Here is an 18458-nt window from a genome sequence, read left to right on the forward strand (position 1 = left end):
TCAGGCGTGGAGCCAGTCGAGGGCGCTTAACTCGTCTTCGAAGTATTTGACTTCTCCGGAGATGAACCAAGAGCCGACTTTAGCCGCTAGCTGCTGCCAGTTCTTGTTTCCAAAGATGGCGATTTTCTCGAACTGCTTGCCGTGTTTGAGGCCCAGCCGGAAGTCGTCCCAAGCGGCTCGCAGTTCCCAGCCTTCCAGCTCGGTGCCGTCGATCAGCGCGTTGATCCTGGGCGCGCTGACGCCCTGCAGCGCGGAGTCGATGACTGGGGTGATGACTTCGTAGTCCCGGTGGGTGAGCTTGCCTGTGGCTTTTAGGGTGAGAAAGAATTGATCTCCGACTCGGTGGATGCCGATGGAGAGTCCGTGGCGTATGGTTTTCATGGGGGTCCTTTCGTTCATGTGATGCGGGCAACGCATGTCTACCGGTAGTATAGATGGAGGTCGGGGAATTGTCGAATCCGCGGTCCGGTTGACGCATCTAATCTGCTTGTCAGCTAACAGGAGGGAGCTAAGCTTTGACCTTGCCCGTTCTCATGGCAGAGAGGCCGGCCCGCATTCAACCCTGATTTTTCATGTCTGACTCTCCCCAACTTGATCCAAGCCTGACGGTTTGCCCGAACTGCGGTGCCGAAGTGGACCCCGACTACTTGATCCCCGCAGGTTCCATTCATGTCTGTCCCCATTGCCGGGACGCTTTTCAACAGCGTATCCAGGAAGGGGTGCCAGCCTTGGAAAGCTCGGAGTGGGTGGCCATCCGGGAAGCACACATCAGCCATGAGTCATCGCTGAGATCCTTGGGCTTGCTGCTTTATCTGGGGGCGTTCTTCATGTTGTTCAGTGTGTTCTCCATGAGCATCACGCTCCGGGATTTCCCTGAAGGACGCGCCATCTTCGGCACCATGATTACGATCTACTCGATCTTGGCGATTCTCAGCATCATTGTCGGCCGTGGCTACCGCAAGCTGCGTGCGTGGGTGAAAGTGCCGGGGGCGATCCTTTCCGGTATCGGGCTTTTGGGCTTTCCGATTTTCACGATCATAAATGGCTACATCCTGTATCTGCTGTTTTCTTCGAAGGGGAGCATGGTGCTTTCGGCTGAGTACAAGGAGATTATCGCCGCAACGCCGGGGGTGAAATGCCGGACTTCGCCGGCCGCCTGGGCGGTACTTGCGATTGCCATTCTCTGCATTGTCGCGATAATTGTCGCAGCGCTTTAACCCAAGCCCGATTCCCATGAAAGAAGCCCTTATTGTCTATGGAGGCTGGCCGGGGCATGCTCCGCAGGAGTTTGCCGAACGCCTGGCGCTGGAACTGGCCGGAAATGGGGTGGAAGCCACGCTGTCCGCCTCTTTGGAAGTGCTGGAGGATCGGGAAGGTTTGGATAAGTATGACTTGATCGTGCCCAACTGGTCGATGGGCGAACTGTCCTCGACGGCTACCAAATCGCTGGTTGAGGCGGTTCACGCAGGTACCGGCTTGGGAGGCATGCATGGGGGGATGGGCGATGCATTTCGTGGGAATCTGGAATACGAGTGGATGGTGGGGGGGCACTTCCTGGCTCATCCGCATGTCGGTTTGTTTGAGGTCGATGTCTGCCAACCCGCCCATCCCGCAGTCGCAGCCTTGCCGGAACGCTTCACCTATGATTCCGAGCAATATTATATGATGGTCGACCCGGCGGTTGACGTCCTTGCGACCACGGAGTACCGGACCGCCGGGGGGCCGGTGACGATGCCAGTGGTTTGGACCCGGAACTGGGGGCAGGGCCGTGTCTTTTATTCGGCGCTCGGCCATACGCTCGCGGAATTTGATGCACATCCGTATGTGCTCCAGATGACCGTAGCCGGGCTGCTCTGGGCCATGCGCTAAGGCTTTCCGCAAGCGGCAGTGAGTGGACGCTCCCCGCGGTGCGAATGGCACTACCTTAAGCGTGATTTGAGAGGAGAGTGGTCTTTGAGTCGCCGTGCTACGTACTTCGTGATGCGAAGCCTTCACAAAATTGCCGCGCCGCGGAAACAAGTCGTGTTAATCTGGGCTCGGTCTGCCGAATCGCGGCGGCTGGGACAGCCTCCCTCCCTTCAGGTCGTGCCATTCACCCGCGGTGCGGCCTCATCCAAGTTAAGAACTTTGAATGCTGGCTGCGCCGCGGGTGCGGTGATTTGCTAGCTGTAGCTGACGGTCTTGTGGGCCGCTTCGTAGAGGCCCTGCAAGTAGGCGGCGCCGAGCGCACGGTCGAAGAGACCATAGCCGGGACGGCCGATTTCACCCCAGATCATACGTCCATGGTCGGGCCGGATCGGGCCGGAGTAGCCGCATTTTACCAAGGCCCGCATGACCGCAAACATGTCCACACTACCCATGGCGGAGAGGTGGGGCGCTTCGTGGAAGCTCTTTGGTCCGACCACTGCGACATTGCGCATGTGCACGAAATGAATCCGCTTGTGGAGCTTGCGCACCATTTGCGGGAGGTCGTTGCAGAGCGATGCGCCGAGCGAACCGGTGCAGAGTGTGACGCCATTGCTGGGGCTGTCGATGATGTTGACCAGGCGGATGAGGGCATCCTCGTCGACAATGATGCGCGGCAGCCCGAGGATGGACCAGGGCGGATCATCCGGGTGGATGCACATCTTCACGCCGGAAGCTTCGGCGACCGGAATGACTTTCTTGAGGAAATATTCGAGATTTTCCCACATGGCGTCCTGCCCGATGCCCTGGAAGGATTCCATCAGATATTTGAAGCGTGCGGGTGTGTAGACCTCGGCCCAGCCGGGCAGGGCATCCACAAGGTCACTGGAATTGGATAGCTTCTGCAGCTCTTCGTAATTGAAGCTGAGCGCATGTGAGCCGTCCGCATAGGGGTGGCTCAAGTTGGTGCGGGTCCAGTCGAACACCGGCATGAAATTGTAGCACAGTGTGCGGATGCCGGCCCGGCCCAGGTTTTCAATACTCTCGCAGTAATTTGCGATGTACTGGTCGCGGGTATCGAGGCCCAGTTTGATGTCTTCGTGTACCGGAATACTTTCCACAACTTCAAACTGGAGGCCTTCGGCATTGATCTGGTCCTTCAGTTCCATCAGGGCTTCGAGGGGCCAGACGGATCCCACCGGCATATCATGGAGCGCACTCACAATACCGGAGACACCGAATACCTGGCGAATTCGTTCCAGTTTTACCGGGTCATCCCCGCCGAACCAACGCATGGTCATTTTCATAGCTTCAATTTTCTCTGTGTTTAAAACAGGTTCCAGTCTGTCGTGCGAGTCTGGCTGACTAGTACATGCTCGCTTGCGGGCAACCCCAGAATCCATTCACGGTACGGGGAAGATACGCTATTAGTTGCGCAACTACCCGAGTTAAGTCCTCGCTCCTGCTCCGGTTTGGAGGCTTATTGCCGTTTCGCAGACTCTGTTGCGAGGAAATCGGACAGCTGTTGCCGTAGCTGGCTTACCGTTTCCGCATAGCCGGCAAGTTCAGCCAGGTTTTCTGTTTCCAGCGGGTCTTCTTGATAGTCGTAGAGCTCAATCGCGTCGATCGCTTCGTCTCCGTTGGCGGCACGGTCCGGACCGGTCTGGTACCAAGCGACGAAACGATAGCGCTCGTTGCGAAGTGCGTAGCCCATACGTTCGCCTCTGGGATACTGGCTGACGGCAAAGTCGCGCAGGTCCTCCTGTCCGTCGAGCACCGTGGGGGCCAGGCTCACGCCGTCGAGATCCTCCGGCAGTGGGAGTGCCGCCAGTTCGCAGAGCGTGGGAAACAGGTCGGTCAGTTCCGCCGGCATCGTCGTGGAGCGGGTACTTTGACCGGGCATCTTGACGATGAAAGGCACACGGGTGGCCTGTTCGTAGTTCGTATGCTTGGTCCACTGCCCGTGGTCACCCAAGTGCCAGCCGTTGTCCCCCCATAGCACAACGATGGTATTTCCGGCCAGGCCTTGCGCTTCCAGTTCGTCCAGCAGTGCGCCGATTTGTGCGTCGATGTAGGCGACGCAGGCATAGTAGCCATGAATGAGGGTCTGTTGCAGCAGTGGTTTGAGTGGTCCGCTGTCAGGAATGCCGTTATAGGAACGTAGCTCTGGGAAATCGGTCCATGCGTAGTCGGGACTTCCCTTGGCATGTTCCTTGAAGCTGGCCCGCTTGGTGTGGACGGGGCGGATCAGTTCCCAATATTTTTTGGGTGCGACGAAAGGAAGGTGCGGTTTCTGGAAGCCGACTGCCAAAAAGAAGGGCTGTTCCTTGCCGGCCAGCTTGGAGAGCTCCTGTACTGCGTATTTGCGGATGGCTCCATCGCTGTAGGCGTCGTCCGGCACATCAATGCATTCGGCAACCGGCCAGCCGCGCCTTTCATGCAGGAATTCATTACGTGCGCCCCAGCCTTCCACGCCTGCCGCGTCCGCTTCGGCGCCGATCGCGCGGGAACGGACATTGTGGTAATGCGCTGTCGGCTTGCCGGTGCTTTCGTTGTAATCAAGCATCCAGTTCTCGGTGAAGGGCTGGCTCCAGGAAACCGAGTCGGCCCCGTCGTCAACGCTTCGCTGGTCGAAAATCTTGCCGACACCAAGCGTGTGATAGCCTTGCTGCTTGAAATACTGGGGGAGTGTGAGGATGTCCGGGGTGATGTCGCGTATCTGCGTTTTCAGGTCCCAGACCCGGGTGACATCCGGTCGTCGCCCGGTCAGGATGCTGGCCCGGGACGGGGCGCAGACGGCTTGCTGGCAATGGGCGTTGAGAAAGGTGGTGCCGCCTTCGGCGAGGCGGTCGATCCCCGGGGTGGGAATGATCGCGCCATAAGCCGAGATGTCCGGTTTGAGGTCGTCCACCGCGATAAACAGCACGTTGGGTTTTCCCGCGCTTAGAAACTGGATGCAGCCCAGTAGTAACAGGGCTGATTTGAGGCGATGGCGGAAAGTGTGCATCAAGAGGGCGAGTGGGGCGGACAATGTGACCGGAACTTAAAGGGCTTTCATATATTTCACCCCGTTGCCGTCGATGAAGAGGAGGCGTGTTTCCTGCACGACCATGATCTTCAGGCCGAGCCTGTAGTTGACGGTTTCCCCGACAGAATAGGCTTTGCCGTTGAGGATGACCTTGCTGCCGCTTTCGGAAATCCGGACTCCGGTGACCTTTGCCTGGCTGAGCCAGTCGATGACGGATGGATTGGCATCTTCTTTCGCCGCGGCCAGTCGGCGTGCTTCTTCTTCGGCCTTTCGCGCAGCTGCCGCTTCGGCAGCCGCTTTGCTCTCCGCATCTTCACGAGCCTGGCGCAATTGGTCGACGATCGTGCTGCTTCCCCCGCTTGCGGGTTCCGGCGTGCTTTCGGTCACAGGCGGGAGGGGACGAGGAGCGTAGGCTTCCGGAGCGCTCCCGCTGGCTTGGACGGGTGCCGGTGCGGCTTTTTGTTCGGTCACCAGAGGGGCTTCGTTGTCCGGGCTGCTGGTCGCTGGTTCCTGGTCCTTCAATAGCAGCACGGTGAGTCCGGCAACGAGACCGACTAGTAGGGCGAAGACCGCGATGGCGCCGAAAAGGATGCCCTTATTCATCCCTCCCGGAGGGGGGGGCATGTGCATGCCCGGGGTTCTCGGTGGAGGGCTGCCTCCTCCGTTCTCTGCATTGTCGGCGGCAGACTGTCCCGGGTTGCGGTCACGTTGGGCTTTCTTGAGTGCTTGGTTGATTAATGACATGTCGGTGGAGGGCGCTCGGCTGGCGGGTTCGAGGGAAAGTTGAAGCTTGTCGGCTCAGCGGTGGAGCCGGTTGATGTCCTTGAGGGCGCGGCGCACGTCCCACCAGTTCACGTCATTGCCGTTGCGGATGAAGGTGGAGAGCAGGGACTTGTCGCAAATATTATTAATCATGCGGGGAATCCCGAGGCTGGCCCGGGCGATCTTTTTGAGCGCGCGCGCGGTGAACCGGGGTTGGCCGTTGCTGCCGGCGAGGGAGAGCCGGTGCAGGATGTAGAGCTGGACCTCATGGACATTTAGGGGCTGGAGATCGTAGTGCACCAGCACGCGTTGGCGGAACTGCCGAAGGCGATCCTCCTTGAGTTTGGCTGTCAGTTCGGGTTGGCCCATGAGGATGATCTGGAGGAGCTTCTGGTCGTAAGTCTCCAGGTTCGAGAGCATGCGGAGCATTTCCATGACCTCGAAGGACAGGTTCTGGGACTCGTCGATGATGACGACGATTTCCCGGCCTTTATCGATCCGGTCGAGCAGGATGTCATTCATCGTGTCGAGGAGGTCATTCTTGGACCGGGATTTGGTTTCCTCTCCCAGTTCCTTCATGATGCCCCGCAACAGCTGGGTTTCCGAGACCCGGGGATTCAGCAGGAGCGCGGTGTCCACATTTTTATCGGCATCCAGCTCCTCCATGAGCTTGCGGCAGAGGGTGGTCTTGCCGCAGCCCACCTCGCCGGTGAGGACGATAAAGCCCTTCTTGTCCTCGATCCCGTAGCGCAGATGTTGGAGCGCTTCCTCGTGGGTCGGGCTGAGATATAGGAAACGCGGGTTGGGCGTCACGTGGAAGGGCATTTCCGAAAATCCAAAATAGTCCTGATACATAGCTGCGGGAATCTTCTAGGTCCGAGGCAGATTGCCCTTTTCAAAAGCGGTGAAATGGCCTTGTTTCACTGTTCGCATGTCAAAATCCAGCTCACAAAAAAAGGAACGCGTCATTCTGGCGATGCTCTTCGCTGTGTTGATGGTTCTGATATTCTTTTTCGGAGGGCTCATCGTGCAGACATACCGTGAGTACAAGCACTTCAAGGCGCGGGAAACTAGGATCGAGACGAAACTCACACAAGCTCGAAAAGAATTCGAGCAAAAGGAAGCCTATCTTGCGCAAATGCTGGAAGATCCCGAATTTCTCGAGCGGGTGGTGCGCGAACGGCTTGGTTATGCGCGTCCGGACGAGCTGCTCTTCCGTTTCAACGATGAATAAGAATGGAGCCGGTATCAGGCGTGTGCCGCCTTTTAACCTCGATTTTACCTCCGTATTGGATCGATGTTTGCATTCGACCGACTCACGTTCTATCGAATCATTTTTTCTTACTTAGTAGCCATCCACTCGAATTGCCATGAGCCTTATCGAACAAATTGAAGCCGCGGGAGCAGAGGGTTCCCTTCTTGATAGCACAGTCGCCAACCTGAAGATCTGGGCGGGCGCTGATTTTCTACCGGATTGGGTGGGTGCCAGCATCACCGAACTGGTGGAAAAGGGGGAGTGGGACGAATTGAACGACCGCTTCTACCAGAACCTGGCCTTCGGCACCGGCGGCATGCGTGGCCGCACCATCGGGCGCGTCTCCGCCTCGACCGAGATCGGGACACCTTCGGAGCAGGGCACGCCTGCGCATCCGGCGGTTGGAACCAATGTGTTGAATGACTTCAACATCGTGCGCGCGACTATCGGGCTCTTCCGCTATGTGGATGCTTACCTGAAGGCGAGTGGCCGCTACGACCTGCCGCGTTTTGTGATCGCCCACGATGTGCGTCATTTTTCCCGCCACTTCTGCGAGCTGGCGGCGTCGACCTGGACGCAGCTCGGCGGTCAGGCGATCATCTTCGAAGGTCCCCGCTCGACTCCGCAACTCAGCTTTACCGTTCGTCAATACAAGGCCACCTGTGGTGCGGTGATCACCGCGAGCCACAACCCGCCGCATGACAACGGCTTCAAGGTGTATTTTGAGGACGGGGCGCAAGTGGTCTCCCCGCATGCCGAAACCATCGTTGCGAATGTTGGTGAAGTGACGCTGGAGGAAGTGCCGCCGTTCCTGGAGAAGGACCTGAGCAAGGTCATCGTTCTGGGCGAGGAAGCCGACGCGCCTTACTTCGAACTGCTCGAGGAGATGGTGCTGGATAAGGAAGTGATGGAAAAACAGAAGGCCAAGGTGGTCTTCACCCCGATCCACGGGACCGGAGCCATCAGTTCGATCCCGGCCCTGAAGAATCTGGGAATCGATGTGATCGAAGTGCCGGAACAGATGGTGCAGGACCCGCGCTTTCCGACAGTGAAGTCGCCCAACCCGGAAAATGCCGAAGCGCTGTCGATGGCGATTGCCAAGGCCAACGAGACCGAAGCCGACGTGGTGATCGCGACGGATCCGGATGCCGACCGCATGGGTGTGGCCGTGCGCAACCCCGAAGGGGAGATGATCTTGTTGACTGGTAACCAGATCGGTACGCTCTTGGCGGAATACCGGATCGCGACTTTGAAGGATGCCGAAATCCTCCCGGAAGAAGGCAGCGAGAGCGCGTGCCTGATCAAGACTTTCGTGACCAGCCCGATGCAGGAAGCCGTGGCCGAATGGCATGGCTTGAAGACGATCAACACGCTGACCGGTTTCAAATGGATCGGTGAGAAATTGGCCGACTATGAGGCCGAAATGAAGGCCAAGCTCATGGAGGAAGAAGGGATCGCGGTCGACTACGACGCCTGTGACGTCTGGACCCGCGCCGACCTGCTGCTCGATTATTCGACCTTCTTCGTCTTTGGCGGTGAAGAGAGCTACGGATATCTCGCGACCGACAAGGTGCGCGACAAGGATGCCAATGCGGCGGTGGTGATGTTCTGCGAGTTGGCCGCCTACTTGAAGGCGCAGGAGATGACCTTCACCGAGATGCTGGATTCGCTGTACCTGCAGCACGGTTACTACGAGGAGAAGAACATCAATATCTACTACGAAGGCGCCGCCGGCAGCCAGAAGATCAAGAACATCCTGACCTCCTACCGGAATGATCCGCCCAAGGCCTTCGGTGAGGTCGAAGTCACCGGGTTCACGGATTTCGGCAAGGACGAGATCATCGACGCCGACGGCAAGAAGATCCCGCCGCAGGATTTCTACTTCCTCGAACTGAGCAACGGCTACAGCTTCGCGGTTCGTGGCTCCGGTACTGAGCCCAAGATCAAGTTCTACGTCTTCGGCCGTAGCGATGTCCTCGATCCGGACGACCTGCTCAAGGTCAAGGCCGAAGCGGCCGGTGTGATGAAGGACATGCTCGAAGCCATCGAAGCCGACGCCCGTCAGCGCGCGGAAGGCTAATTGACTGACACAATCAATTCGATCGATCTTATGGATACCGAACAATGGATCCCGAACGAGGGCCAGCAGGCGCTCATGGATGAACTTCGTGCCAACGGCCAGGAACACCTCTTTGCCGACTGGGATGAGCCCGGTGTGAACGACTCGGCCAAGTGTGCCTTTGTCGAATCGCTTGAGCATGCCAATGCTTCCTATCCCGGAGGCCTCAGCGCTTACATCGAGAACGCGCGCAAGCTCTTGGCCGAGGCCAAGCAAGGCGATAATCCCTTCGAGGGCTTCGTCCCCGAGCAACCGGACAAAGTCGACCTCACGCAGTTCGATGCCGAATACGACCGCTACGAGTCGATCGGTGCGGCGCATTTCGACAAGACCGCCTTTGTCATGGTCGCCGGTGGTCTTGGTGAGCGGCTGGGCTACTCCGGCATTAAGATCGATATTCCGGTCGAGGTGACCGAGACCACGGCCTACATCGCGCACTACGCCGCCAACCTTCTGGCGATGGAAGCCCGCATGGCCGATCCGCGTCCGGTGCCGCTTATCATTATGGTTTCCGAAGACACGGAAGCCAAGACCCGGACCTCGCTCGAGTCGAACAACTACTACGGCCTTAAGAAGGAGCAGGTCTACATCCTCAAGCAGGAGCTGGTGCCCGCGATTTCCGATAACGATGGCCGCCTCGCCCTGAAGGAGAAATACGAGCTCATCCTCAAGCCGCATGGCCACGGGGACATACACATGCTGCTCTACACTAGCGGTGTGGCCGCCAAGATGGCGGAGCAGGGCATCGAGCATTTCGCCTTTATTCAGGACACCAACGGGCAAGCCTTTAACGCGCTGCCTGCAGCGATCGGTGCTTCCGTCGACAAGGACTTCGATTTCAACTCGATGGCCGTCAACCGCGTCCCCGGTGAAGCAGTCGGAGGACTCGCCAAGCTGGTCAAGGGCGATAAGGAACTCACGCTGAACGTCGAATATAACCAGTTGGATCCGTTGCTCCGTGCCACCGTCAGTCCGGAAGGGGATGTGCCGAACGAACAGGGCTTCTCCATGTTTCCCGGCAACATTAATATTCTCGTGATCAAGGTGGCTTCCTATGTCGAGATCCTGAATCGTTCGAAGGGAATCATCGCCGAATTCGTCAACCCGAAGTATGCCGACGAAAGCAAGACGACCTTCAAGAAGCCGACCCGCCTCGAGACCATGATGCAGGACCTGCCGAAGCTTTTCGGGCCCGACGAAAAGGTGGGTGTTACTATCTTCGACCGGAAGTGGAGCTTTTCCGCGAACAAGAACAACATCAAGGACGCCGCTGCCAAGGCCGCTGCCGGCAGCCCACCGGAATCCGGTGCCACCGCCGAGGCTGACTTCTATCTGGGCGGTCGCATGCGCCTGCAGGCCGCCGGTGTGGAGGTCAATGTATCTGATGAAAAGGCGATCCTTGGCATCCCCGTGATTACCGGCCCGCGTGTGCTCCTTCGTCCTTCCTTCGCTTTGACCTTAGAGGAAGTCCGCTCGAAGATCCAGGGCGGCCGTATCGCCGGCGACGCCACGCTGGTGCTCGAAGGCAAAGACATCACATTGCAGGATGTCGATGTGGCCGAGGGTGCTGCACTCGTGATCAAAGCCTGTGAGGGTGCCAAGGTGACTGTTTGCAATCGCAAGGTGGCAAACGACGGCTTCCAAATCGTCGAACTGACGGACGTGGAACTCGCCGACGAAGCCACTCCGGAATACTTGCGCATCCGCGGCTACCGCATCGAAGACCGCGGTGCCGAGGTCCACTGCTTTACCGAACCCGGCGAGTATACGGTCGAATAGCCGTTTACCGTTCTTATTTAAATGAAAGCCCCGGTCGAGATGGCCGGGGCTTTTTTGTATACATCGTCAACGACAGGGCAGTGTGCGTTGAACCCCTCCACCGCTGCGCGGTCCCCCTCCCCTGATGCAGGGGAGGAGCTATATGTTGGTGGTTGGCTTCACGGGCTGACTCCACATGTCGGCCGGGGTTACCCGCGTTCACTCATACGGAGCGGGAACGTAAAAGCTCCTCCTCTTTCAAGGGGAGGTGTCCCGGCTTGTCCGGGACGGAGGGGTTCAGGCAACCAAGCCTACTCACTGAATCACTCGGCTGGATCGAGCCCACGGATAACCTTTACGCAAGTCTGACCCGATGGAATCCGTCCACTTCAACAAGCCCTTACCCGGAAATCGACGATGAACGTGAATGGCACGGACTTAAGGCAATGACCCGTAGTGACGACTTCAGTCGCCAGCAAGTCGACGCACCTGCAGGACGTAATATGGCAGCTAAAGCAGCCACTACCGCCCCAAGCCTCTATCGGCCCAAATATTCAATTCCCCTCATTAAGTCCGTGCTATTCACGATGAACCTGAAAAAGGCAGGGCTGGAGATCCTTTGTCGAACCCTACCAGGGCTCGCTTTAAAACGTATCCTTCAGCACCACTTCCTCGTAGGGCAGCTGGCCGCCGCGTGGATTGGCCGGCTTGAGTGCCTTGCCGACGGTGATCATCATGCCGATCATGTAGTCTTCCGGCAGCTTGATGATTTCGGCCACCTTGTTGAAATCGAATCCGACCATGGGGCAGCTGTCATAGCCCATGGCCTTGGCCCCGAGCATAATCGTCTGGGAGGCAATCCCGATCGAGCGCAGCGCTTCATCGCGCTGCAGGTCGGCCCGCCCGTCGTAGTAACCTTTGAGCATCGGCACGACCATTTGTTGGGCGGCCTGCGGGGCATTGGTCCAATAGCGTTCACCTTCCTCGTGGGCCTTCAGTTTGGCGCAAAGAATGAGCGTAATCGAGGCATCTGTGACCTGTGCCTGATCCCAGGACGCGGCGCGGAGGGCGGCACGCTCCTCGGGGTCGGTGACCACGAGAAAGCGCCAGTTCTGCATATTGAAAGACGTGGGCGAGAGCAGGGCCGCTTCTAGAAGCTGGCGGATTTCGGCATCCGTCATCTTGTGTTCCGGGTCGTAATGCTTGACCGAGCGTCGCTCGCGAATGGCAGTGAAGGTATCCATCTTTCGGAGCATGCCCGCTTTTGTCGCAGAATCAAGCGGCGAGGGAATTCTGTAAGACGCTGATTCGGTACACCACATTTGTTGCGGCGACTGATCTGTGAAAATAGGATTGATTCCGATGGCGGAGTTCTAACTTCTCTTGCCTGTATCATGTCCGACTATCACACACGATTCAGCGCTCTGGGGCGGCTCTACGGAGCCGAAGGTTTGACGCGTCTACAGGCCGCGCATGTCGCGGTCATCGGGCTCGGCGGGGTCGGTTCCTGGGTGGTTGAAGCCTTGGCCCGGACGGGCGTGGGCGAATTGACCCTGGTGGATATGGATGAGGTTTGCCTGAGCAATGTGAACCGGCAGATACATGCGATGGACGGGACCGTCGGCCGATCGAAGGCGGAGGTACTGGCCGAGCGAGTGGCCCGGATCTCGCCGGACTGCAAGGTGAATGTCGAAGTCTGTTTCTTTACCGAATCTTCGGCCGAGCGCTTGTTGGCGCCGGGCTACGATTATATTGTGGATGCGATCGATGCGACCAAGCACAAGTGCCTCCTGATTGCCGAAGCACGCAAGCGTCGCTTACCCCTGATTACCTGTGGCGGTGCCGGTGGGCGAATCGATCCGAGCCGTGTCCAGATCGCCGATTTGTCTCGGACGATCAACGATCCGCTTCTCTTGCAGGTCCGGAAAAAGTTGCGTCGGGAGTACAATTTTCCCCGCAAATCACGCCAGAAATTCAAGATCGACTGTGTCTATACCGATGAATTTCCGGTGTTCCCGCAGGCAGATGGATCGGTGGCCTGTGAACGGGAACCGGGGGCGGATTACCGGTTGAATTGCGATCAGGGCTTTGGTTCCGCGACCTTTGTGACCGGAACCATGGGCTTCGTGCTGGCCGCGCAGGTCGTGCGTTGTATTGCTTCATCTAAAGTTTCGGCCGAAAAGGCTGAAGACTAGTACCCATAGCGGGACTACGGGTAGTCCGCAGTGTGGCCTTGTAAATGTAAAGCGTCTGCTAATTTTTCTTAAAGCGGCTCATTTTTTCAGCGGAAGACTTGAACGTGTCTGCGGTTCATTCTACTCCTCTCTACGTGCCTTCCCCCTTGGACAATCCTAGATCCGTCGTTTGGTCACACAGTAACCGACAAGCCGATTTTTACGAGCTGCCGACAGATGGTGCGGCGATGTACGAAGCGCTTGGCTGGCTCTTGCAGCAGTACGAGTCGGTGAAGCTTTGGATGGGGGTGGAGACGGAAAAAGGTGCCGAACTCTACCTGACCTGTTCACCCAGTCGACGCGAGAAAGTGGTGAACTTGCTGCAGACTTTCGAAGATGATTATTCGGTCTTTGAAAGTGCGGCTTCGGTCGTCGGAGAATAATCCGGTTGGATCAGCGGTTGTAGAGTTCCCTTTGCTCGAGTGGGGGCGGCGTCCATTGGTAGATCCACGTTTCACTCAGAGGGCGGTCGCCTGCCTTGAGGTACATGCGTAAATTGACCGGTTCGGTGGAGTCACCGGGGACGATATCAAAGCGTGCCCGGTAGCCGTTGATGCTGTGCAAGGGGCGGGCCGAGACAGTTTCCACGTGTCCCCGGGAGCTTTCGACGACTGCTTCCACCTTCGTGTCCGGTCCGAGCATCCCGAGCGGGCCGCCGGTAAAATCGATGACGAAACGATGGCTGTAGTATTCCCGGTGCCGGCCGATGACCCCGCCGAGCCCGCTGTGTGTGGCCACGGTGGTGGCGAGTTGAGGGCGTGCGGGTGCCTTGTCGGCCCAGTACATGTTGTAACTGAATAGGTACTCCTCGCCGGCTTGCACGGCTTCGGCCGGTTGCCAGAAGGCGACGATGTTATCGAAGGTTTCATCGATTGTGGGGATTTCCGTCAGGGTGACTGCGCCGGCACCCCAATCTCCGATAGGCTCGATCCAGAGGCTGGGACGCTTTTCATAAAAGACGCCGTCGTCCTGATAGTGGTCAAAATTACGATCCCGCTGAAGCAGTCCGAAACCCCGCGGGTTCGTGTCGAAATAACTGTTGAATCGCAGTAACGGTGGATTGGCCAACGGGCGCCATAACCATTCACCGTTTCCGGTGTGCAGGGCGAGCCCGTCCGAGTCATGAATTTCCGGTCGCCAGTCCCAAGCCATGCGCCGGTCGTTTTCACCCACCTGGTACATGCTGGTCAGCGGGGCGATGCCAAGGCGTTCGATCGGTTTGCGCGGATAGAGTGCGGCGTCGACCCGTACGATGTGGGGCTCTCCGGGGTGAATCGAAAAATGATAAGCGCCGGAGACACTCGGCGAGTCCAGCAAGGCGTAGATTTCGAGCTGATCGGCGCCCGGGGCGGGTTGTTGAAGGTAGAACTCGGTAAAGATGGGGAATTCCTCGGGTCGGGGAAGTGCGGTATCGATGGCCAAGCCCCGGGCAGACAGGCCGTACTGCATGCTGGCACCGACGGCGCGGAAATAACTGGCCCCCAGAAAGGCGATGACATCACGTTCCCAATCCGTACTGGCATGCACGCGGAAGCCGGCGAATCCGAGGTCAGCCGGAAGTGTGTCCGGGGCCAAGCCGGATTTACCATAATCGAACAAGTCGCCGTTGTAGTCGATCCGCCGGGCTTCACCATGGTCGACCTCGTAGAGGGTGACGGGGGTGCGGACATACATGCCGAGATGGAAGAATTCCGCCCTGAAATGGCTGTCTTCCTTGTTCCAGAGGGCATGGTCGCGATCGAAGAGGATGCTTTGGTGTTCGTCCCAGGTCAGCTGCTCGACTGCTTGTGGCAGGGCATGGGTGCGCTTTTCGTAGGGCGTTGTGGACAGCTGCCGAGCCTTGCCCTTGAGCCAGGCATAGGAAAAGGGCTCCGCCGCCACAATCACGTTGGAGTAAGCCAGTAGGCAGAAGGGGAGTAATTTGAAGGGAAGTCGCATCACTTGGCTTATTTAGCCCCATGAAATAATCCATATTTTCGAACGACGCAAAACCGTGGGAACGGTTTGCCGCCAAAGTTATTGCAGCTTTCGACGGGGCGGGGCGAAGTTTTTATGAAACATTCCGCCTGAATCCACGATCTATGGATGTTGTTGTTAACTAGTAGTCAGTAGACGTGGCCATGATGAACCAAGCGTTCCGAGTTGAACCGGCGACCGTTCGACTCTGATTCGGCAATGTGGCGGGGCTCCCTGATCAGGAGATCCGCCACGAAGTCCGAATCATGCGCGAAAGTTCGAATGCCACGGATGCTTCCCGGCATCTCACTCCCGACATCGTGGCCGCCCAGGCCGGGAGTGAGCGTGCCTTTGGGGACCTGGCTCAGGAGATCTTCATCGACCTGCACCGAAGCCTGCCCCGTGTGCTTGCGGTCGTCCAGACAACGGTGGCGCGGATGGAACCGCACTTGGATGCCGAACAGAGACAGAAGCGGTATTAGTTTTTCCGTTCGCGCAAGGCCTTACGAATGCGGCTGAGCAGATTTGCGGGCATGTTTTCCTTTCCCAGGTGAAATTGCCCATATTCGCCGATCACATGATAGCCGAGGTGGTCGACTTTGAGTTTCTTGATTTCCGACCAGCGTATGCGGACGGGATCCTTGCGGAAGCGACTCACCGTGATGCCGGATTCGTCCCAGCTGACGACTTTCTGCCCCAGCGAGGCCAGAGCCAGATAGACGGCTCCACCCACGAAGAGGGCGATCCCTGCCGTCAGGAAATAGTTACCCTGCCGGAAGGTGTAGGTGCACATGACCAGGCCCAGTATCGTATAGATAACTGCTTTGATTTTCCGCATTTCCGGCAGTTATGACATTCGTGCGATGAATTGTCGAATGCGGAGTCGTTGCGGACGGCTCGCTTCTTTGCGCGGAGGCTTCGCATAATACAGTTTGTGAGACTGGCTAATAGCTGTGGACCATGGCTTGCTTTAAGCCGTATAAACCTCCATAATCCTAATGTCCGGCAGGCTATGGCTACCGGAGATTCGTTATCCAAACCCCCACACTATGTTCAGCGCCACAAACCCCTTGGAGGCCGACGAGAAGTTATTCGCAGCCTCGCAAACATCTCCCCACACGCTGACGATTCGGTTCAAGCGGCATTGGCTCCGGCAATCCGCTGAAATCGAGAATGTCATCGGTTTAATTGACTACCTGAATGTGCTTGAGCGCAACTCGGAGATCAAATGCATCCTCATGCTTGGAAACCCTGAGAAGCGGGGCAGCGCCGAGTATGTCGAATGGCAAGAATGGGCCTCATCGGAAGAAGGCAAGGCGCAGCATGCCTCGGTCCGAATGTTGAGTGTCTTTCAGCAATTGGTTCGGCGCATTCTGAAATTGCCACAGATCGTCCTGTTTGGTGACGGCGGACGTATGACCATGAGTTACCTGAGCCTCGGTCTGGCTGCCGATTATTGTGTCCTTGGCACGACTTCCGTGGTGGAGAACCCGAATCTTCGTTTCAAAACGATCCCGGTGGGCGGTGTGGTTTACTTTTTGAAGGAACGTCTCGGCCACCAGAAGTCCTTCGAGCTCCTGTCCCAGCCGGAACCTGTCAGCTCCCGGCAGTTGTTGGATCTGGGCTTGTGTCATTCCGTCTGTCCGGCAGGTGAGGTGGAAGCCCAGCTTAAGCAGCAAGCGGATTATTATCTCGATCAGAACATCAACTACCTGCGGGCCTTGAAAGGTGCACTGCATCCGGATTGGGATGCTTTGGACCATTGGTTTTACTGGGAGTCGAACCATATCTCCTGAAGCTCAGGTTCCCTGAGAGCGATCAGGGCTCCACAAGCATTGCCAATCCGGTATAACTTGCTTCGCTGTGGGCCTGAATGTCCTCGTCGATCCGAAATTCCGAGCGTTTGCCGCTTTCGTTCTATCTCCAGGTGCTTTTTTGTGCCGTTCTCTGGGGCAGTGCATTCCCGGTGATCAAGAACAGTTATTCGGCTCTGAATATTCAAAGTTATGGGGAACAGTTGGTCTTTGCCGGTAGCCGGTTTACGCTAGCCGGCCTGATGGTCTTGCCGTTTTGCCGACGCCGCTTTGTGGAGAGCATAAGTCGGGCCCCGAAAGTCGGCTTGGCCGCGGTTATGCTCGGGCAGACCTATTTCCAGTATTTGTTTTTCTACTACGCATTGAGTGTGTCGACGGGCACTCTTGGCGCGATCCTGGTGGGTGCCGGTAGTTTTTGGTGGATGCTGCTGGCACCGCTTATACTGAAGACTCCCAAGCCCCACGGTATCCACTGGTTGCTGTTCGCCGGATGTACCTTGGGTGTGCTCTGCGCGGTCTACACCCCGGGGTTGCCGATGCGGAATGTGGGGATCGGCGTGTTGGCCTTTCTGGCTGCCTCTTTTTCCGGTGCGGTCGCGGCGACTTACATGAAAATCGTCGCGCCTGTCTCCGGAAGCAGGACGACCACTTCCTTTTCCCTTGCGACGGGCGGACTGTTACTCTTGCTGACCGCACTTCCATCCTGGTCGGCATATCTGTCCCATTTCAATTGGACTACATTCTGGGTGACGCTGTACCTGGCGTTTCTTTCCGCGGCAGCCTTTACCGTCTGGAACCGACTGATTGAAATCTACAGTGTGAACCTGCTCTCCACCTATCGCTTCCTGATCCCTTTGATGGGCGTTCTTGAGTCGATCCTGTTTATTCCGGACGAAAGACTGCGGCCCGGCGTCGTCTTCGGGACCCTGATCGTGCTGAGCTGCCTAGTCATGATGTCCCGCGTCGGAGATGCGGCCATGGCAGGCCGGGGCATACGTCCGTGAGAACTCGATCAGCTGTGGAAAAAACTCCATGAAGTCGGCCTCAAGTGCCTCGTAATCGGCGACCAGAGCTTCGGTTCCCAGATGCAGGAGATTCGGGCGACTGAGGCGTCCGGACATGCCGTGCAGGGCGGCTTCGATTCCTTCGAGACTGCCGTACTCGAGCACACCGGCTTCGGCAAAGAGGAAGTGAAGCATTCGCTGCATCCGGATGGGGAGCCTTGGTAGCCAGGGTTCCGCCATCAGGTAGACATAGCTGCAGTGGCGGGACAATTCGCGGGCATGGAACTCCTCCCAGTGCTTGGAAAGGAAATGGTCGTAAAAGAGGTCGACGAGTACGCCTTTCAACAGGCGAAAACGGGAATCGATCCGATCACGGCTGCGGATGAAGACCGAGTGTTGGTCGGTAAAACGGTCAATGGCCCGGTGCTGGCGAATCCCTTCGCGGACGGATTCGGGAAAGCAGGCTTCGTTCTGGGGATTAGTGAAGTCGGCGAGGAGATTGCCGATGATGGATGCGGAATCCTCTTCATCGGCCAGATACACGTGGGCGAGGTAGTTCATAGGGCAGGTGGGGGATCTAGGACAGTCAAAGGTTTTGATGGTAGGGTCGCAATCCCGAATGG

19 protein-coding genes are annotated in these 18458 nt (G+C 57.5%); 10 read left to right on the forward strand and 9 right to left on the reverse strand.

Going from position 1 to position 18458, the window contains the following annotated elements:
* Window positions 1–381, reverse strand: coding sequence for a SpoIIAA family protein (locus O2597_RS13975; protein WP_269525866.1), 381 nt, complete (start codon window positions 379–381; stop codon window positions 1–3).
* 191 nt (window positions 382–572) lie between these two features.
* Between O2597_RS13975 and O2597_RS13980 the strand changes: the two genes are divergently transcribed.
* Both O2597_RS13980 and O2597_RS13985 read left to right on the forward strand, forming a co-directional pair.
* The gene (locus O2597_RS13980; protein ID WP_269525867.1) at window positions 573–1217 is read left to right on the forward strand and encodes a hypothetical protein; all 645 of its coding nucleotides are present in this window, start codon (window positions 573–575) and stop codon (window positions 1215–1217) included.
* Between the two features lie 16 nt (window positions 1218–1233).
* Window positions 1234–1869, forward strand: a complete 636-nt coding sequence (locus tag O2597_RS13985) for a ThuA domain-containing protein (RefSeq protein WP_269525868.1) — start codon at window positions 1234–1236, stop codon at window positions 1867–1869.
* Between the two features lie 293 nt (window positions 1870–2162).
* On the opposite strand, the gene uxuA is transcribed toward O2597_RS13985, so the two are convergent.
* The 4 genes from uxuA to O2597_RS14005 all read right to left on the reverse strand — a co-directional run bounded on the left by uxuA (window position 2163) and on the right by O2597_RS14005 (window position 6550).
* Complete coding sequence (uxuA, locus tag O2597_RS13990; RefSeq protein WP_269525869.1) at window positions 2163–3212, reverse strand: mannonate dehydratase; 1050 nt, start codon at window positions 3210–3212, stop codon at window positions 2163–2165.
* A 173-nt stretch (window positions 3213–3385) separates the two neighbouring features.
* A complete protein-coding gene (locus O2597_RS13995) occupies window positions 3386–4936 on the reverse strand; it encodes a sulfatase (protein WP_269525870.1) in 1551 nt (516 codons plus the stop codon).
* 12 nt (window positions 4937–4948) lie between these two features.
* Window positions 4949–5677 (reverse strand): hypothetical protein, encoded by a 729-nt coding sequence (locus tag O2597_RS14000; protein ID WP_269525871.1) that lies wholly within the window; start codon window positions 5675–5677, stop codon window positions 4949–4951.
* Between the two features lie 54 nt (window positions 5678–5731).
* Window positions 5732–6550 (reverse strand): ExeA family protein, encoded by an 819-nt coding sequence (locus tag O2597_RS14005; protein WP_269525872.1) that lies wholly within the window; start codon window positions 6548–6550, stop codon window positions 5732–5734.
* Window positions 6551–6626: 76 nt separating this feature from the next.
* On the opposite strand from O2597_RS14005, the gene O2597_RS14010 reads away from it, so the two are divergent.
* The 3 genes from O2597_RS14010 (at window position 6627) to O2597_RS14020 (ending at window position 10848) form a co-directional block, all read left to right on the forward strand.
* A complete protein-coding gene (locus O2597_RS14010) occupies window positions 6627–6929 on the forward strand; it encodes an FtsB family cell division protein (protein ID WP_269525873.1) in 303 nt (100 codons plus the stop codon).
* Window positions 6930–7065: 136 nt separating this feature from the next.
* Window positions 7066–9030, forward strand: a complete 1965-nt coding sequence (locus tag O2597_RS14015; RefSeq protein ID WP_269525874.1) for a phospho-sugar mutase — start codon at window positions 7066–7068, stop codon at window positions 9028–9030.
* Window positions 9031–9060: 30 nt separating this feature from the next.
* Entirely contained in the window at window positions 9061–10848 is a 1788-nt protein-coding gene (locus tag O2597_RS14020; RefSeq protein WP_269525875.1) for a UTP--glucose-1-phosphate uridylyltransferase, read from the forward strand.
* Between the two features lie 623 nt (window positions 10849–11471).
* Here O2597_RS14020 and O2597_RS14025 read toward each other — a convergent pair.
* On the reverse strand, window positions 11472–12071 hold the full coding sequence (locus tag O2597_RS14025; RefSeq protein WP_269525876.1) for a nitroreductase family protein: 600 nt from the start codon (window positions 12069–12071) through the stop codon (window positions 11472–11474).
* 150 nt (window positions 12072–12221) lie between these two features.
* Here O2597_RS14025 and O2597_RS14030 point away from each other — a divergent pair, with 150 nt between their 5' ends.
* Entirely contained in the window at window positions 12222–13022 is an 801-nt protein-coding gene (locus O2597_RS14030) for a tRNA threonylcarbamoyladenosine dehydratase (protein WP_269525877.1), read from the forward strand.
* A gap of 134 nt (window positions 13023–13156) precedes the next feature.
* Entirely contained in the window at window positions 13157–13444 is a 288-nt protein-coding gene (locus O2597_RS14035; RefSeq protein WP_269525878.1) for a hypothetical protein, read from the forward strand.
* A 10-nt stretch (window positions 13445–13454) separates the two neighbouring features.
* On the opposite strand, the gene O2597_RS14040 is transcribed toward O2597_RS14035, so the two are convergent.
* Window positions 13455–14999, reverse strand: a complete 1545-nt coding sequence (locus O2597_RS14040) for an OpgD/OpgG family glucan biosynthesis protein (RefSeq protein ID WP_269525879.1) — start codon at window positions 14997–14999, stop codon at window positions 13455–13457.
* Between the two features lie 284 nt (window positions 15000–15283).
* Here O2597_RS14040 and O2597_RS14045 point away from each other — a divergent pair, with 284 nt between their 5' ends.
* Window positions 15284–15499 carry a hypothetical protein gene (locus O2597_RS14045; protein WP_269525880.1) on the forward strand — a complete coding sequence of 72 codons (216 nt, stop codon included), beginning with the start codon at window positions 15284–15286 and terminating at the stop codon, window positions 15497–15499.
* Here the strand turns inward: O2597_RS14045 and O2597_RS14050 are convergent.
* The gene (locus O2597_RS14050; protein WP_269525881.1) at window positions 15496–15855 is read right to left on the reverse strand and encodes a hypothetical protein; all 360 of its coding nucleotides are present in this window, start codon (window positions 15853–15855) and stop codon (window positions 15496–15498) included. The genes O2597_RS14045 and O2597_RS14050 overlap by 4 nt on opposite strands.
* Window positions 15856–16066: 211 nt before the next feature.
* On the opposite strand from O2597_RS14050, the gene O2597_RS14055 reads away from it, so the two are divergent.
* Window positions 16067–16813: an enoyl-CoA hydratase-related protein gene (locus O2597_RS14055; RefSeq protein WP_269525882.1), complete on the forward strand. Its 747-nt coding sequence runs from the start codon at window positions 16067–16069 to the stop codon at window positions 16811–16813.
* Window positions 16814–16890: 77 nt separating this feature from the next.
* Window positions 16891–17835 carry a DMT family transporter gene (locus O2597_RS14060; protein WP_269525883.1) on the forward strand — a complete coding sequence of 315 codons (945 nt, stop codon included), beginning with the start codon at window positions 16891–16893 and terminating at the stop codon, window positions 17833–17835.
* On the opposite strand, the gene O2597_RS14065 is transcribed toward O2597_RS14060, so the two are convergent.
* A complete protein-coding gene (locus O2597_RS14065; RefSeq protein ID WP_269525884.1) occupies window positions 17776–18396 on the reverse strand; it encodes an acyl carrier protein phosphodiesterase in 621 nt (206 codons plus the stop codon). The two genes, O2597_RS14060 and O2597_RS14065, sit on opposite strands and share 60 nt — an antisense overlap.
* Window positions 18397–18458 lie beyond the last annotated feature (62 nt).

It is taken from the genome of Coraliomargarita parva, assembly GCF_027257905.1.
In the GTDB taxonomy this organism is placed as follows: domain Bacteria; phylum Verrucomicrobiota; class Verrucomicrobiia; order Opitutales; family Coraliomargaritaceae; genus Coraliomargarita_A; species Coraliomargarita_A parva.

Excerpts from the sequence above, each read along its gene's own strand:
- uxuA (WP_269525869.1), bottom strand. The coding sequence starts at position 3,212 with ATGAAAATGACCATGCGTTGGTTCGGCGGGGATGACCCGGTAAAACTG.
- O2597_RS13980 (WP_269525867.1), top strand. The coding sequence starts at position 573 with ATGTCTGACTCTCCCCAACTTGATCCAAGCCTGACGGTTTGCCCGAAC.
- O2597_RS14030 (WP_269525877.1), top strand. The coding sequence starts at position 12,222 with ATGTCCGACTATCACACACGATTCAGCGCTCTGGGGCGGCTCTACGGA.
- O2597_RS14010 (WP_269525873.1), top strand. The coding sequence starts at position 6,627 with ATGTCAAAATCCAGCTCACAAAAAAAGGAACGCGTCATTCTGGCGATG.
- O2597_RS14040 (WP_269525879.1), bottom strand. The coding sequence starts at position 14,999 with ATGCGACTTCCCTTCAAATTACTCCCCTTCTGCCTACTGGCTTACTCC.
- O2597_RS14050 (WP_269525881.1), bottom strand. The coding sequence starts at position 15,855 with ATGCGGAAAATCAAAGCAGTTATCTATACGATACTGGGCCTGGTCATG.
- O2597_RS14055 (WP_269525882.1), top strand. The coding sequence starts at position 16,067 with ATGTTCAGCGCCACAAACCCCTTGGAGGCCGACGAGAAGTTATTCGCA.
- O2597_RS14060 (WP_269525883.1), top strand. The coding sequence starts at position 16,891 with ATGTCCTCGTCGATCCGAAATTCCGAGCGTTTGCCGCTTTCGTTCTAT.
- O2597_RS14015 (WP_269525874.1), top strand. The coding sequence starts at position 7,066 with ATGAGCCTTATCGAACAAATTGAAGCCGCGGGAGCAGAGGGTTCCCTT.
- O2597_RS14045 (WP_269525880.1), top strand. The coding sequence starts at position 15,284 with ATGCGCGAAAGTTCGAATGCCACGGATGCTTCCCGGCATCTCACTCCC.
- O2597_RS14005 (WP_269525872.1), bottom strand. The coding sequence starts at position 6,550 with ATGTATCAGGACTATTTTGGATTTTCGGAAATGCCCTTCCACGTGACG.
- O2597_RS14020 (WP_269525875.1), top strand. The coding sequence starts at position 9,061 with ATGGATACCGAACAATGGATCCCGAACGAGGGCCAGCAGGCGCTCATG.
- O2597_RS14025 (WP_269525876.1), bottom strand. The coding sequence starts at position 12,071 with ATGGATACCTTCACTGCCATTCGCGAGCGACGCTCGGTCAAGCATTAC.
- O2597_RS13975 (WP_269525866.1), bottom strand. The coding sequence starts at position 381 with ATGAAAACCATACGCCACGGACTCTCCATCGGCATCCACCGAGTCGGA.
- O2597_RS13985 (WP_269525868.1), top strand. The coding sequence starts at position 1,234 with ATGAAAGAAGCCCTTATTGTCTATGGAGGCTGGCCGGGGCATGCTCCG.
- O2597_RS14065 (WP_269525884.1), bottom strand. The coding sequence starts at position 18,396 with ATGAACTACCTCGCCCACGTGTATCTGGCCGATGAAGAGGATTCCGCA.
- O2597_RS14000 (WP_269525871.1), bottom strand. The coding sequence starts at position 5,677 with ATGTCATTAATCAACCAAGCACTCAAGAAAGCCCAACGTGACCGCAAC.